The sequence below is a fragment of the Natrarchaeobius chitinivorans genome (assembly GCF_003841505.1).
Classification (GTDB): domain Archaea; phylum Halobacteriota; class Halobacteria; order Halobacteriales; family Natrialbaceae; genus Natrarchaeobius; species Natrarchaeobius chitinivorans.
Map to the genome: position 1 here is coordinate 100,546 of NZ_REGA01000005.1, position 14,980 is coordinate 115,525.

Sequence of the window (14,980 nt, forward strand, 5' to 3'; positions counted from 1 at the left end):
GGCAGCCGTTCAGATAGCAACTTCTCCGCCTTTGTATACTTCGGCAATCTCGTAAATCGCGGTGATGTCCTCCAGTGGATCCTCTTCAAGTACCACGAAATCGGCGAAGTGGCCGGAGGTGAGGCAGCCGATCGGTTCGTCACCGACCGTTTGAGCTGCGACACTAGTCGACGCCTGTATTGCTTCCATGTTGTTCATTCCAACTGCATCAACGAGCAGTTCGAGTTCGTATCCGTTCTTTCCGTGTTCCATAAGCGGCGTCCCGGTCGTATCAGTCCCCATCGCAATCGATGCTCCGGCCTCGTATGCACGAGTTATCGCGTCTATGTGCGTCTCTCGGGCTTCTCGAGATTTCCGAACGGCTTTCGTTGGCACGTCGTGTTCATCGCCGTATTTTGCGAACTTGTCCAACAGTGCGAGTGTCGTAACCAGTATTGCGTCCTTTTCGACCAGTAGTTCGATTCCTTCGTCGTCGAGGTGATTTCCGTGTTCAATAGTATCGACACCATTCCGAAGGGCGACCTTTGCCCCTTCTGCGCCCTGTGCGTGACAGGCAAGGGGAATGTCGTGGCGGTGGGCTTCTTCTGCGAAGACGCGTATCTCCTCGGGTGTAAAATGTACGTCAGTCGGATCGTCTTTCTCTGAGATGAGCCCACCTGTCGTCATTATTTTCAACAGATCTACCCCGCGTCGGATCTGTTTTCGGGCTTCTTTCCGGCACTCGTCGGCACCATCTGTCAGTACGGAGTAAATCGGGGCGTACCCACTCGTCACCCAGTCGTAGGGCAAGCTGTGAATGTCGCCGTGACCGGCAGTTTGCGAAAATCGGAGGCCAGCAGTGTAGATCCGTGGTCCGGGAATTGTCCCCTCTTCAACGACTGTTCTCAATCCGAGGCCGGTCTTACTCCCGGCATCACGAACGGTGGTAAAGCCTGCTTGGATCAACTTTCGCAGGTCGTTGGTTGCGCGGGCAGTTCCGACCGTCGCGTCTTCCGTCATTCTAGTTTGTGGGTTGTGCGAGTTGACGCCGTGGAGGTGCACGTGGGCATCGACCAACCCGGGGATTACCACGTTGTCGCTGTAATCGATCACCTCTGCAGATGCCGGAATGTCGACTTCCTCACGGTGTCCCACTTTCGTTACTGTGTCCTCCTCTATCAGTACGACCCCATCATCGATTGGATCATTCGACACACCGTCGATCAAGCGCCTACACGTAATGGCTTTCATTGCAGTTTCACAGTCATTTTGAAGTGTGATAACTATGGTGGAAAAACTCAATCATTTGATGTTTGGGGTGGATTTCACATTCAATTTGTCGTGCTATACCACATTATGCGATCGCTGCATGATATTTCCGGTGTCACGACTTTCGCGTTAGTGGGACGTTTTAATACCGTCCGACGGAATCTTTTCCCAATGGCAAACCGAGATATCGTCATCGACCCAGGTGCATTTGTTGATCGTGGTGACCTAGCCAGACGGACGGAACAAACCGTCCTGGAAAATTCAAACGTCACCGAAACACTTGAGGCGGCATCTTCACCGCTCGTATTCATCTCGTCGAATCGAAGTTGGTCTGACGAGTACCTTGCGGGTCTGTCTCAGAGAGACTGGGTTACAACGACCGGTGCTGGCTACGATGCCTTCCCACTTGATCAATTCCGCGAACGTGATGTTCGTTTCACCAATCAGCCCGGGAACAACGCGCCACAAGTGGCAGAACACGCGATTGCGATGTTGCTTTCGATCACCCGGCGGTTATTCCAGTTTCGAACCCAACAACAACACCGTGAGTGGAAGCGCATTTCGGAAGGAATGACACATCATTCCGGAGATGTCTGTTGTGTTGTCGGGCTCGGACACATCGGTGAGGCGATTGCGAAACGACTCGGTGCGTTCGGGATGACTGTCCGTGGTGTTAAACGATCCGCGTCGAATTACAGTGGAAACGCCGATTCGGTCTATCCGCCTACGTCCCTCCATGATGCGCTCTCTGAGGCGGGTGTCGTCATGCTCTCAGTTCCACTGACGGATGAAACCCATCACATGATTGGGAAATCCGAACTCGACCAGACCCGTTCGGATGCAGTAATCGTTAATGTGGGTCGTGGACCTGTTTTGGAGACAGAAGCAATTGTGGCCGCTATCGAGGATCGATCGGTTAGAGCGGCGTGTCTAGACGTAACAGATCCGGAGCCGTTACCCAGCGATTCGCCGCTATGGACCTACGAAAACATTTTCATCACTGCGCACTCGGCTTCCCGGAGCGATAAGCGAACCGGACAGTTCCTGGATGAATTTCTTCCAGCATTCGAGCGGTGGTGTACTAGTGATCAGCTCGAACACCGAATCGTTTAGAATATATCACACCACACCTCTCATGATTCTCGAAGAGTTCGACTTAGGAGCCTCGGCGGAGACGAGGCGAACCCAAAACCATGAGCTATCAGAACTGATGTGTGGTTTTCTCCACTGCTACTACAGGGACATCTACGGTATCCGCCCCATCGAACGAGAAATTAGGACTGCGGTAGAAGGGACCCTCCGTGGCGGATAGAGACAAAGTTCAACGATCGGTTTTCCTTGAAGGTAGTCTTCGTAAACCAGCTTAGACATATCGCCGTCATACGATTTCTCGCTGTACTTGTGCCAATACCGTTGAATGACGACGAGTATCTCTTTGAAGGCGTCTCTGTGATAGGAGGCGAACACACGGGTGCGTGTGGCGTGCTTGTGATATTTGGAGTTTCCACAGTTGGGACAGAGATGCGGTTAAACACGTTGCGTCCTTCAATAGTTCCGCAACCCTTCGTGACTGGTGTAGATAGGGGTCGGGGCTAACGTATCCAGTTCATTTACTGTGGTGGTTTCCATTACCTTCTCTACATAGCCAGTAGGTATTCTACTTCCACTACTTCTCCAGACAGCACTAATCAACAAGATGCAAAAATATTTATTCTGTTCCAATTAACGGCCTGTATGCGAGTCGGAATAATAGGTGCGGGTATCCATGGCGCAGCGACAGCTTATTTCCTCAAAAAACATGGTGTAGATGACGTGATCGTCTTCGACAAGGACCACCCTGGTAATGGTTCGACTGGCTATTCTGCTGGAATTATACGCTTCCATTATACGAACCAAACACAGATCCAATTAGCAATGCGAGGCCACGATATCATCAAGAATCTTGAAAAGTACGTCGGTCAAGATGGGGGATTTCACAACAATGGATATCTCGTCTTATATCGCCAGCAGGACGAAAAAAAGCTGCAGGAAATAGTCTCCCGCCAACGTGCTTGCGGTGTAGACGTTCGGCTTGTCGGGGCCGACGAATTGGAATCGTACTTCTCAGGAATTTCCACTGAGGACGGCATCATCGGCGCGTACGAACCTGATGCCGGATTTGCGGATCCGTACTTGGTTACGTCTGGGTTCGTGGAGAAAGCAAAACAACTCGGTGTGACATTCCACGTCAATACCGAGGTCACTGGCCTGTCTCGCGAGGGAGATACGGTCACGTCGATCGACACACCAACTGATACGTACAACGTTGATTACGTCATCAATGCTGCAGGTCAATTTGCAAGTAGGGTCGCAGACATGGTCGATATCTCCATTCCACTCAATCTGTGCGAATCGAAAATTGCCGTTCTCGAGTCGGAACATGAATACTCTACAGCACACCCGACGCTCGCCGATCATACAATGGCGACTGACTTTTACACCAAGCCCGAATCATCTGGTCATTTTATCGTCGGAGGAATTGATCGACCACAGGTCGGGTTAGACGAGCGAAAAACCGGCGTCAATGAGGAGTTTCTTCTCGAAGTGATCGACCGTCTCGAGCAGCGGCTTCCATCCTATACCGATGCATCAGTCGTCGAATCGTGGTCCGGAAAACTCTCAATTACACCTGATTCGAACCTCATCATCGGCGAACCAGAGCCCCTGCAGAACTTTTACAATCTCGTCGGTGGTAGCGGACACGGATTCAAGACCGGCCCTGCCTTCGCAGAGGCTGTCGCTAAGGACATCCTCGGAAAAGATGTCAAGTACGATCTCTCACAGTATCGTCTTGAGCGGTTTGATGAAGATGACCTTCTTGATGGTGTCAGTTCGAAAACCTACAGCGTTTGATCTCAGTGGTTTTGCGCGGACTGAGTGCCATCGCGTTGACTGTCGTTTAGATCACTCCCCTATCGCACCTTCGGGGTAATTTCCACTGATTCCGCACGCTCGAATCGTGATTCGATCCGGATTCAAACATATTTCTCCTCAAATACTAATATTAATTACAAAAGTTTTAAATAGGCTTATCGATGATTTGGTATTGCGATATGATTACAAGTGACATTAAGCGCCGACGGTATATCCAGACGGTTGCAACCGGTATCGCTGGCGTAACGGTTGGAACCGCAGGCTGTGTGGGAGACTCCGGAGATACCGATTCCGATGAGTACCCGGATGGGGACCAGTCGATTGAAGTAATCGTGCCCTTCGGTGAAGGTGGTGGAACCGACACGTATGCCCGACAGATCTTTGGGGCGGTAGACGATCTCATTGACAACCCTATCGAGGTCCGAAACGTACCGGGGGCAGCGACACTTCGAGGCGCGTCGGAGGGATTCTTTTCGGACCCCGACGGGTACACGATTACGGCTTTCAACCCCCCCTCGACGCCAATTTCGGCGATGATCGAGGAACCACCGTTTGAATTACAGGAATTCGAGGGAATCATGTCTCACAGTAGGGGTGCATTCGCACTAATCGCGAATCCAGAACACGAATTCCAAAATGTCCAGGACGTCATTGACCGTTTCGATGATGGTGAATTCGAATTAATGGGTGGACAATCACCTGGCGGAATCACTCACGTTCAGGCGTTTCTAGCCCGCCAAGAGTGGGGAATTGAGTGGGATCGGTACGTCGGGTATGCGGGAGCGGCTCCAATCGCAGAGGCGCTGGCAGCTGATGAAATCCCGATTGCAATCACGTCTGAGACGGGAACGGTCGGTCCGATTGAAGAGGGAACGGTCGACCTTGTTGCCATGCTCCCGAGCGATGGAGGCGTTGTCTTCGAAGATGCACCATCCGCTGTCGACGAAGGATTTGAAGAGATGGACTTCGTTTCTCAGTTCAATCGCTGTTTCTGGTTCCCGCCAGATACTCCACAGGACGCAATCGATACGATGAGGGGTCTCCTTGAAGAAGCTGTGATGAGTGATCAAATCCAGGAATGGTCAGAAGATACTGGAAACCACATCTGGTTCCGCGATTCAGAATATGCTAATCAGGTGATGGAAGACGCTTTCGAGCAAATCCCATCTGCTGTCGACCTCGAGGAATTACGGCAAGCAGCCGAAGAATAAATATACCAGAACCTTATTTGTGTCATAGTATGTCTATCAAACACACCGTACAAGAATGGATTGGATCGGAGCAAATCCTTCTGTTAATATTTCTCACGATTTCGACCTACATGTTCATTGAGTCATACACGTTTACCGGCTCGTATATCTTTCCCCGTTACAGCGCCTTGGTCATGATGCTGTTTGCGATCATGATGCTGGGAAATCATCTTTTGCCGGAGTCGATTCGGCGTATTACGACCTCATCAGGTGGACTCGAATCATATGCGACCGAGTCGGTAGACAAATCTACTGAGCAGGTTGAGTCTCCGATTGAGGACGATCCGGTGGAGGAAGAACAATCTGTCGAACCAAATATGAAAAATGCCTGGATCACGATCGGGTTGATGTCCGGTTACGTCGTGTTTTCCTACCTGTTTGGGATGATGTGGATGACGCCTCTCTTCGTCGTTGCATACACCTATCAGTTCGATCAGCCTATCAAGGTGATTGTCGTTGCTACGGTTATAGCCACCATGTTTGCATACCTATTTACCACAACACTGGTGTTGCCATTGGATGAAGGAATCCTGTGGGAGGGCCCTAGATGGTTCTAGAGGCACTCGGAGAAGCGGTTGCACTCATTCTATCAGGCCATACGCTATACTTTCTCATCCTCGGTTTAATTATCGGCATTTTTGTCGGTTCGCTCCCCGGCATCGGTGCTAGTCTCGGTATGGCTATCGTCTTGCCGCTCACTGTTCCTATGGAAGGAGTTGATGCAATCATCCTTCTTACAGGCATATATAGCGGCGCAATGTACGGAGGGAGTATCTCGGCAATCCTCTTCAACGTTCCTGGTACAGCAGGAGCAGCAGCAACGACGTTCGATGGATACGAAATGGCAAAAAAAGGTAACGCCGTTGGCGCACTCTCTACCTCGGCCGTTTCGTCGGTATTCGGCGGCTCGATGGCGTTTCTCCTCCTCATTCTTATTTCTCCGATCATTATTCCTATTGTTCTCATGTTTGGTACTCCTGAGTATTTCCTCATGGCGATTTTCGGCTTGGCGACGATCACGATAGTCGCACGCGGTGCGATGGTAAAGGGATTCATCGCGGGCCTCTTCGGATTCTTGCTCTCGACAGTTGGAATTGCCCCCCTCAGTCCAGAAACTCGATATACATTTGGGACTACAGTTTTGTTCGATGGACTTTCGTTCATCGCCGGGCTAATTGCAGTCTTCGCTGTGGCCGAGATGTTACGACTGACAACGCAAGAAGGAAAGATAAAAGAAGAAGGTATTACGATTTCGGGGAATATTCTTCAAGGGTTCAATACAGTCGTAAAACGGCCGATTCTTGTCGCTAAATCAGGTTTAATCGGTATGGTTGTTGGAGCGATTCCTGGTGCCGGTGGTTCCATTTCGAATTTCGTCGCCTACATCGAGGCGCTTCGCTCGTCAAAGAATCCCGAGGCATTCGGCACGGGAGCGGCAGAGGGAGTTATCGCACCCGAGGCATCGAACAACGCTACTGTCGGTGGAGCACTCGTTCCTACCCTTTCGTTTGGAATACCCGGTAGTGGCTCGACAGCCGTGCTCCTTGGCGGTTTGATTCTCCACGGTATCCGTCCCGGACCCAACCTGTTCTCAGCGGAGTTGTTCATCACGTACAGCATCCTGATTGCGCTGTTGGTCGGAAACCTTGTTATTCTCGTTCTGGGTATTCTGTTTATTACTCGGGCGGGATACATCACCAAGATCGACGTCCACGTGATAATTCCGATTATCATCGTGCTCTCGATGCTCGGTGCTTACGCAATCCGCTCAAACTGGGTTGACGTCGCTACTGTGTTTCTGATCTCCATACTTGGACTGTATATGAAACTACACAACTATTCTATCATCGCATTTGTCCTCGGGATGATTCTAGGGCCGATCGCAGAGGAAAATCTCGCACGATCACTCGATATTTCCGGTGATTCTCTTTTTATCTTCGTCGCCGAACCACTCCGAATTCTGCTAGTGCTGCTGATTCTGGTGACTGTCTTCGGCCCAATCCTCAAGCCATACATCTCCAGAGTACGAACTAGACTCGAGCTATAGCATACGATTTTATGGAACTTTTAAGTCGAGGCTCGTCAATCATCGATGATTTGTGGAGTGATGGTCGAGGGTACGTTCTCATCGCAGTCTCTGGGGGGTGGTTTCTCTCGATTGGGATCAGAATGATATACCCTGTTTTGCTCCCATATATCCGGGTTGATTTTAACATTTCGTTGACTGTTGCGGGACTTCTTCTGACGATGCTCTGGTTCGCATACGCCCTCGGTCAAACTCCTGGGGGCATCTGGGCCGACCGGTTAGGCGAACGAAAAGTTCTTGGCTTGAGCACGCTCGTTTCCGGCGTTGCGCTCGTAATTATATCTCTTTCGAACGTTCTCACGCTGTTATTCGTAGCTACGGTACTATTCGGTATCGCAACGGCGCTCTTCGGCGTTGCACGATTTACCGTTCTTTCCAATTTGTACACCAAAAGAGATGGAACTGCAATCGGATTGACCATGGCCGCAGGGGACGTAGGGAATGCGTTGATGCCGCCAATTGCCGGTCTCACGGCTGCGGTATATTCCTGGCGATTCGGTTTTAGTTTCGCAATCCCGCTCTTTTTCATGATGACAGTGATCCTGTGGGTGGCAATTCCTGCCCAGTCAACGAGATCGAACGGGGTTACCAACTCATTTACCTTCGATACGTTACAGTACGTCTTTCGGAACGTATCGAACAGATCCGTTTTGATAGTTGTTTTTATACAACTTCTCGGCTTCTGGGTTTGGCAGGGATTCACCGGATTTTACCCTCTTTATTTGACCGAAGTTAAAGGAATATCTCCAGGGATTAGCTCCGTCGTCTTTGGTCTCTTTTTTATTATCGGAATTGTTATCAAGCCTGCTTCTGGTGGCGCATACGACCGCTTTGGGATCGGGTGGACAGTTATAATTCTATCGGGGACAATGGCTGTGAGCCTGTGTATGCTAGTGATTTTCGCCAACACGCTGGTGGCTATCCTTCTTCTTACCCCGTTTCTTGGTGCTGTCCTCGGGATGGCTACCGTTACCCTATCTCATTTAACAAACCTCTTACCAAAAGATATGCAAGGAACTGGTCTCGGCCTCATTAGGAGTTTCTACATTACGATCGGGTCACTTAGCCCGACTGTTATTGGCTTGTTTGCCGACTATGGTTACTTCGATCACGCTCTGCTCCTGTTCGCACTCTTTTCAATTGTTATCCTGATCGCTGCCTGGAATATTAAATAATATTGTTTCCTTGGCCAGTTTGTGTGAAGTCACAGTTCAGGTTAGTCATCCCACTTCTCCCATCGAGTTGAGCAGTTCACCGAAATGTTAACACAATATATGAAAAGACAATGGCCACTGGACAATAGTATAAGATCTATAATAATTATCCACCTTTAGATTTCACCAATCTCATCAAATCTGAACTCCCTGATAATCCCTCTACCAGAATGTAAGGTAGAAGCTTTCTTGCTGGTTTATAGCCCTCTAATTTGTCCCTTTAGACAGTGTCTATAGTAGACATTATATGCTCATGTTCATTTTTGTTATATGTGATCCTCACTGATCGATGTCTGAAAATGCGGATCTACATCCACCATGATGATCATGTCCTCTTTTAACTCTTCATATATCACGAGAATGAACGCTTGCGTGGAGGTGGAACGCACTCTTCGATTCGAGAAAGAAATGAACACCATCCACGGCAATTATGATCAAATGGCAAACGTGATTGAAGTTCTCAGATAATTCGATGGATGGCCGCGTATCGCGCGAAATCCATGCGGTACGCGACTCGGCTTGAACAATTTCCCTTTGATCAATACAAACTACTGTGGCGTCGATCTTTAGTCGCTTTATTTGTGTCCCTCGCGGATGTTTCTTGTCCCTTAACAGCTGGTTTGGCCCCTGTCGGACGTGGTTTCTGATAGCTCAATCCCGCTTCTTCGAGAAACCGCCACCAGTTCCGGATTGGGTACTTGTCACGTGAGTTTTTGTCGCCAACAGCCGGTTTGTCGGCCTCTTTCCTTTGACTTCGTTGAGTGCGCCGTGAATTTTTCGACAGAGATTTCGTTGGGATAGTACATTATAAATAGTGATGGCCGATAGCCTGAACATTCAGGCGATTACTAGTGGCTCGAGACTCATCGAATAGCGATTACTCGACAACTGGCCGAAATTTGGCCCCGTAGCGGACGATCCCTTCCTGTTCGTAGATCCGGCGGATCGTGCGTTCGACCCGATCACCGCGCTCGGGGGCGTACGGGTCGCAATCGGTAAGCATTCCAGGGACGAGTACGCCCTCGTCGAGTTCGACGATAACGACACCGATCGTCCCTTCCCGTTGCAGGTAAGACTCGAACTCGGGCGGTGCACCCTCTTCCATGACGGTTTTCGTGACGATTTCGCCCGTCCCCTCCGGTTCGACCTCTCTGAACGTAGTCAGCGACGAACACACAGAGCAGGCACCATCCGCCGGGAAGTTGTACGCGCCACAGTCGAGACACTCACCGAGGACGAAGCGGTACCGCTGTTCTAGGTTCTGCCACCACGTCGGCAAGCTGATATACGCCCCCATTACGGATCACCTCCGTTCCCGACGGGGCGTGCGCGTTTCGCCGCGTACTCGGCGTATCGGATATCGGTCGTTTCTCGCTCCCACGATATCGAGAGCGACCCCTGAAGCGCTATCGCGTCCGCACCGGATCCGTCGCCGTATCCGACGACCAGTACGTCCGTTTCACCGCCTGCCCACGCGTCCAGTAGACCGAAAAACGGGCTTGCCGTGCCTGTATCGCCGAGGCACGCCGCCAGTTCGTAGACCGCGGGATCCGCGTCGGTGGATCCAGCGGCGCGATACGGCAGACTCCCGTTTGGAGCAGTCGGTGCGATTGCCCCTGGTGTCGTTTCCATCGCCTCGATTGCCGCCCCGGAAACTTCCGTGTACGCGCGGCGCTCGTACGCGGTTGCGCCGTACGACTCCGTGACCGTACTCCCGCGTCTCCGAAAGCGAGTGCCGGAAAACTCTCGAGCGTACGTTCCGGTTTCTTCGAGCGTTACCGGACCGTCCGACCCGACGACGAAAGCGACCGCACCCGCTCCAGCCGCGTCGTCGATGGCGGTCCCTCGAGGCCCCTTCGGACAGTCAGTCGCGATCACCAACCCTGGTGAGTCCGGGGCTCGCACTGCCGAAAGAAGCGCCCTCGTCCCGCCACGGGTCGACTGCGTGTGGATCGACACGTCGACGGTCCCTCGCAGTCCGAGCATCTCCGCGAACTGTACCCCGACGTCTCCCTCGTCGACCGGCGGAGTCGTCGTCCCGACCGAAATTGAGCCGACGTCGTCCGCGGAACACCCGGCGTCTGCAAGCGCGCGCTCGGCGGCCTCTACGCCCATCGTGACCGCGTCCTCGTCGGCACTCGCGACCGCTTTCGTCTCGATACCACGGCCCGCAAACGATCCGGTCGCGTTCGAAATCGTCTCGGCGTCGATGCGGTACCGCGGCGTGTACGCACCACCACCCAGCAAACTCGCCGTCATGCCCACCCCTCCTCGAAGACGTGAACGGCGACCGCACCGCCCGATCCACCGACGCTGTGGGTAAGTCCGCACGATAGATTCCCGACCTGTCTCTGCCCCGCCTCGCCACGGAGTTGATGGAATACTTCGACGACCTGTCCGGTGCCGGTCGCGCCGATCGGATGCCCTTTGGATTTGAGCCCGCCAGACAAATTCACGGGCCGTTCTCCGTGCCGTTCAGTGGCCCCGGACTCGAGGTACTGGCCCCCCTCTCCACGGTCGCAAAAGCCGAGGTCTTCGTACGCCATAATTTCGGCGATACTGAAACAATCGTGGACTTCGGCGAACTCGATGTCGTCCGGACCGATCCCCGCATCGTCGTACGCCGCCTCGGCTGCGTCTCTCGTCGCCGGAATGCTGGAGAGCGTCTGGCGCTGGAACAGCCCGACCCGATCGCTGGCCTGACCGGTGCCCGTGATCCGGACCGGTTTGTCGGTCAGCGACGACGCGACGTCCTCGTTCGCGAGAAGCACGGCGCTGGCTCCATCAGAGGTCGGACAGCAGTCATAGAGGTTGAGTGGATCCGCAACGCTCGTGCTGTTTACGGCGTCCTCGAGGCTACACTCGAATCCGAGGTGTGCGTTCGGATTCATCGCCCCGTTCGCGTGGTTTTTCACTGCCACTCGCGAGAGTTGCTCTCTCGTCGTCCCGTACTCGCTCATGTGCGCGTGAGCCATGTGAGCGTAGACGCCAGCGAAGGTCATGCCGGACATCCGCCCCCACTCCGTCTCGCCGCTTACACCCAGCCAGTACCGAGTGCGGTCCGCGCTCATATCGGTCATCACTTCGAACCCGCCCGCAAGTGCGACGTCTGCGACTCCGGCACGTATCGCCAGGACTGCCAGCCGGAGTGCGGTTCCGCTCGAGGCACACGCGTTCTCGACTCGTGTACAAGTGGTTCCGTCCAGTCCGGCGTGTTCGGTCACCGCTGGGCCACTCAATCCGAGCTGTCGGCCGCCGACGCCGAGGGTGCCAACGTAGGCTTCGTCGATCGAGTCGGTATCGAACTCTCCGTCGACGGACTCGACCGCTGATTCGAACGCTTCGGTAAAGAGGGTGCGATACGATTCGTCCGGAAACGCGCCGAATTTCGTTTGCGCTGCTCCGACGACGTATACGTCTGCCATGGTAGTTGATCATGAGCGCTGGATTATACCATTTTCTATCGTTCAGTTAGGTCAAGGCACTGTTCAAAGAAGTTGGAGATGTCGATTTTCATATGTTACTGCCCAATCACGTGAATATCACCCTCAGGAATAGATTATCCACTCCTCAAATCTAACAGAGTAGCTAAGTGGTTTTTGAAGTTAGGGCTGTTGCTACAGTGTAACCGGTTTTCAAGATTGTATCTTATTCGATTATTGCGACTGGTCTGATCGGCGAACCGGTCCCGTCTCGAAGCTTGAGCGGGAATGCACAGAGCGTGAAGCGACGACCGGCGACCGCATCGAGATTCGCCATATTTTCCATGTTCAGAACTTCGCGTTCGGCACCCATGTCGTGGGCGGGATACTGTTTTGTTTCTAGTGCCGAGGAGTGATCAATACTGGGTGCGTCGATGCCGATGTTCTTTACCCCTTCGTCGGCGAGCCAGTAGGCGGCTTCCTCAGAAAGGCCGGTGTAATCGTAGAGGTAATCGTACCGCTTTTCGGGTGATTCCGTGTCGTAGTGTTCGTCCCTGTGACCGGTATAGAGAGTAATCGCGTCCCCATCTCGAATTTCGAGGTCGTTCTCTTCTAACGATCCTTCGATGTCTTCGATTTCGATGAAATCGGAGGAATCGACGTGAGAGACGTCTACACCCACAGCGCCGGTGTAGAACGTCTCGAGGGGTGCCTCGTCGATGCTTTCGTCGCTAGTGGGATCGAGGTGAGTCATCGCGTCGATGTGTGTCGGGCCGTGTTCGCTCACGAGGACCGTCCGAACGACGGGGTGTTCCTCGTCGTCACCCTGGCGCCTCGCTTTGAATTTCCGCTTTACTGCACCGGTTTCCTCGCCTGCCTTCTGCTTCCAGGTGTGGCCCGACTCCTCATGGGTAGACGTCGTCCAGAACTGTGTTCGGGATCCTCCCGGGTACACTGGTTGGCCCTCTTCGACGTAACCGGACAAGTCAATCAGTTCGGTCATGAAGAAACGTATATTTGGAGATCCCTTAAAACTATCGTGCCGGAGGAACTCAGCGAGTGCGAACGGTTTCGTCTACTCATATTTCGGCCAATCGAACTGGTGTTACGAGCGACAAAACGGAACGGTTTCTCCAACGCAGTGGTCACTCTCGAGAAGTGGTTGGACCCGAGCTAGGGTCGTCTCCGTCCGCTTTCCCGAGCACGGTACGCTTTATTTTTCCCGTCTGCGTTTGCGGGAGCGATTCTCGAAATTCGACGGCTCTCGGGTACTTGTAAAGCGCCAGGTTCTCGCGTGCGTGATCCTGGAGATCGTCGATCAGCGACGAGTGAGAGGACTCAGTTTCGGAGAGAACGACGAACGCCTTCGGAACCTGTCCGCGCTCGTCGTCCGGGATGCCGACTACTGCAGCCTTGGATACGGCCGCGTGGGTTTCGAGTACCGACTCGATCTCGCCCGGACCGACGCGGTAGCCGTTGGTGACGATGAGATCGTCCTTCCGGTGGTGAAAGGTGACGTATCCATCCTCATCGATACTCCCGATGTCGCCGGTCAGGAGCCATCCTTCGTGAATCTTTGCTTCCGTCGCTTCGGAGTCGTTCCAGTATTCGCTGAAACAGACCGGATCGTCGTACTTCACTGCTATCTCCCCGGGAACGTCCGGGGAGTCGAGGACCTCACCCGATTCAACGTCCAGAATCTGAACGTCGTGGCCGGGTCCCGCGAGCCCGTCTGAACCGGGCCTGGACTCCACGAGTTGGGTACATTCGCCGACCACGAGATTCGCCTCTGTCTGACCGTAGAGTTGGTGGATCGCCGCACCGGAAAACGCCTCTTCGGCCCAGTCCCGAATGTCTGCCGTTATTTCGGCACCACCACCCGCAACCACACGGACGGAGCTCAAGTCTCGGCCCTCGGCGACGTTCGCATCTTTCATTCGACGTAGGGCAGCTGGAGCTGCGCTGAAGACGGTGACGTCGTGTGATTCTATCACGTCGGCTGCACGATGCGGGTCGAACTGCTCCCGTTGATACGTAACGACCGGCAACCCATAAAAAAGGCTTGTGAAGGCGGTCGTGTAGATGGACCCGACCCACGCCCATTCGGAGGGGGTCCAGTGAACGTCGTCGTCCCGAAGGACCATGTTACACTTCGCCGCGATAAACGACGGCAGATCGCCGAGCAGGGTCTGATGTGCGAGAATGACGCCTTTCGGCTTCCCGGTCGTACCGCTGGTATAGAGGAGAACAGCAGGATCGTCCGGAGAGGTGTGAACTGGGTCGATTCGATTCGACCCCTCAGCGACCGCTTCTCGAAGCGAAGCGTCCCCAACACCGTGGGACCGTTCGCCGACGGTGATCACCCGATCTAGGTCGACGCTGTCTCGAATCGACTCGAGCGTCGGGACGTTCGATTCGTCGACAATGTATGCCATCGCACCAGAATCGCACAGACGGTGTCGCATTGCATCCGGACCGAACAAAGCGCTCATCGGAACCGATATCCCTCCGATTTTCCAGGTTGCGAGGTGAGCAACGAGGGTTTCGGGGCGCTGTCCGCCACAGACCGCAATCCGGTCGCCGCGGCCAATACCGTATCTTCGAAGAGAGGACGCGAGGGCGTCCGACTGCGCTCGAAGTTCCTCGAAAGTCACGGCGTAAGGGTCCGTCTGTTGGCCATCGGCGTAGACGGCGACGCGACTCTCGTCCGCGTTTGCCCATCGGTCACAGATGTACGTCGCCTTGTTGAACCGGTCGGGAATCTCCCACTGGAACCACTCGCGGAGTTCGGAGTAGTTTGCCCACCTCCGTTCGTAGAAGTGGTAGGTGTCGAGTCGATCCATAGCT

The 14,980-nt window shown here is 53.4% G+C and carries 12 protein-coding genes and 1 pseudogene; 7 read left to right on the forward strand and 6 right to left on the reverse strand.

Going from position 1 to position 14,980, the window contains the following annotated elements; translation table 11 throughout:
• Positions 1 to 9: 9 nt before the first annotated feature.
• Positions 10 to 1,230 (reverse strand): metal-dependent hydrolase family protein, encoded by a 1,221-nt coding sequence (locus EA473_RS07915; protein WP_124195124.1) that lies wholly within the window; start codon positions 1,228 to 1,230, stop codon positions 10 to 12.
• A 189-nt stretch (positions 1,231 to 1,419) separates the two neighbouring features.
• On the opposite strand from EA473_RS07915, the gene EA473_RS07920 reads away from it, so the two are divergent.
• From EA473_RS07920 to EA473_RS07950, 7 genes and pseudogenes are all read left to right on the forward strand, one after another.
• Positions 1,420 to 2,361: a D-2-hydroxyacid dehydrogenase gene (locus EA473_RS07920; RefSeq protein WP_165875228.1), complete on the forward strand. Its 942-nt coding sequence runs from the start codon at positions 1,420 to 1,422 to the stop codon at positions 2,359 to 2,361.
• Positions 2,362 to 2,386: 25 nt separating this feature from the next.
• Positions 2,387 to 2,536, forward strand: a pseudogene (locus EA473_RS07925) (IS5/IS1182 family transposase); the annotation flags it as partial.
• A gap of 446 nt (positions 2,537 to 2,982) precedes the next feature.
• Positions 2,983 to 4,140 (forward strand): NAD(P)/FAD-dependent oxidoreductase, encoded by a 1,158-nt coding sequence (locus tag EA473_RS07930; protein ID WP_124195126.1) that lies wholly within the window; start codon positions 2,983 to 2,985, stop codon positions 4,138 to 4,140.
• A gap of 200 nt (positions 4,141 to 4,340) precedes the next feature.
• Complete coding sequence (locus EA473_RS07935) at positions 4,341 to 5,372, forward strand: Bug family tripartite tricarboxylate transporter substrate binding protein (protein ID WP_165875229.1); 1,032 nt, start codon at positions 4,341 to 4,343, stop codon at positions 5,370 to 5,372.
• Between the two features lie 29 nt (positions 5,373 to 5,401).
• Complete coding sequence (locus EA473_RS07940; RefSeq protein WP_124195128.1) at positions 5,402 to 5,968, forward strand: tripartite tricarboxylate transporter TctB family protein; 567 nt, start codon at positions 5,402 to 5,404, stop codon at positions 5,966 to 5,968.
• Positions 5,959 to 7,458: a tripartite tricarboxylate transporter permease gene (locus tag EA473_RS07945; protein WP_124195129.1), complete on the forward strand. Its 1,500-nt coding sequence runs from the start codon at positions 5,959 to 5,961 to the stop codon at positions 7,456 to 7,458. Before EA473_RS07940 ends, EA473_RS07945 begins: the two co-directional genes overlap by 10 nt.
• Before the next feature lie 11 nt (positions 7,459 to 7,469).
• Positions 7,470 to 8,672, forward strand: coding sequence for an MFS transporter (locus EA473_RS07950; protein WP_124195130.1), 1,203 nt, complete (start codon positions 7,470 to 7,472; stop codon positions 8,670 to 8,672).
• Positions 8,673 to 9,588: 916 nt separating this feature from the next.
• Here the strand turns inward: EA473_RS07950 and EA473_RS07955 are convergent.
• The 5 genes from EA473_RS07955 to EA473_RS07975 all read right to left on the reverse strand — a co-directional run bounded on the left by EA473_RS07955 (position 9,589) and on the right by EA473_RS07975 (position 14,976).
• On the reverse strand, positions 9,589 to 10,008 hold the full coding sequence (locus EA473_RS07955; RefSeq protein WP_124195131.1) for a Zn-ribbon domain-containing OB-fold protein: 420 nt from the start codon (positions 10,006 to 10,008) through the stop codon (positions 9,589 to 9,591).
• Positions 10,008 to 10,970, reverse strand: coding sequence for a hypothetical protein (locus tag EA473_RS07960; RefSeq protein WP_124195132.1), 963 nt, complete (start codon positions 10,968 to 10,970; stop codon positions 10,008 to 10,010). The genes EA473_RS07955 and EA473_RS07960 overlap by 1 nt, the downstream gene beginning before the upstream one ends.
• Positions 10,967 to 12,136 (reverse strand): thiolase domain-containing protein, encoded by a 1,170-nt coding sequence (locus EA473_RS07965; RefSeq protein ID WP_124195133.1) that lies wholly within the window; start codon positions 12,134 to 12,136, stop codon positions 10,967 to 10,969. The genes EA473_RS07960 and EA473_RS07965 overlap by 4 nt, the downstream gene beginning before the upstream one ends.
• Positions 12,137 to 12,359: 223 nt before the next feature.
• Positions 12,360 to 13,136 carry a cyclase family protein gene (locus tag EA473_RS07970; RefSeq protein ID WP_124195134.1) on the reverse strand — a complete coding sequence of 259 codons (777 nt, stop codon included), beginning with the start codon at positions 13,134 to 13,136 and terminating at the stop codon, positions 12,360 to 12,362.
• 142 nt (positions 13,137 to 13,278) lie between these two features.
• Positions 13,279 to 14,976, reverse strand: a complete 1,698-nt coding sequence (locus EA473_RS07975; RefSeq protein ID WP_124195135.1) for an acyl-CoA synthetase — start codon at positions 14,974 to 14,976, stop codon at positions 13,279 to 13,281.
• Positions 14,977 to 14,980: the final 4 nt, after the last annotated feature.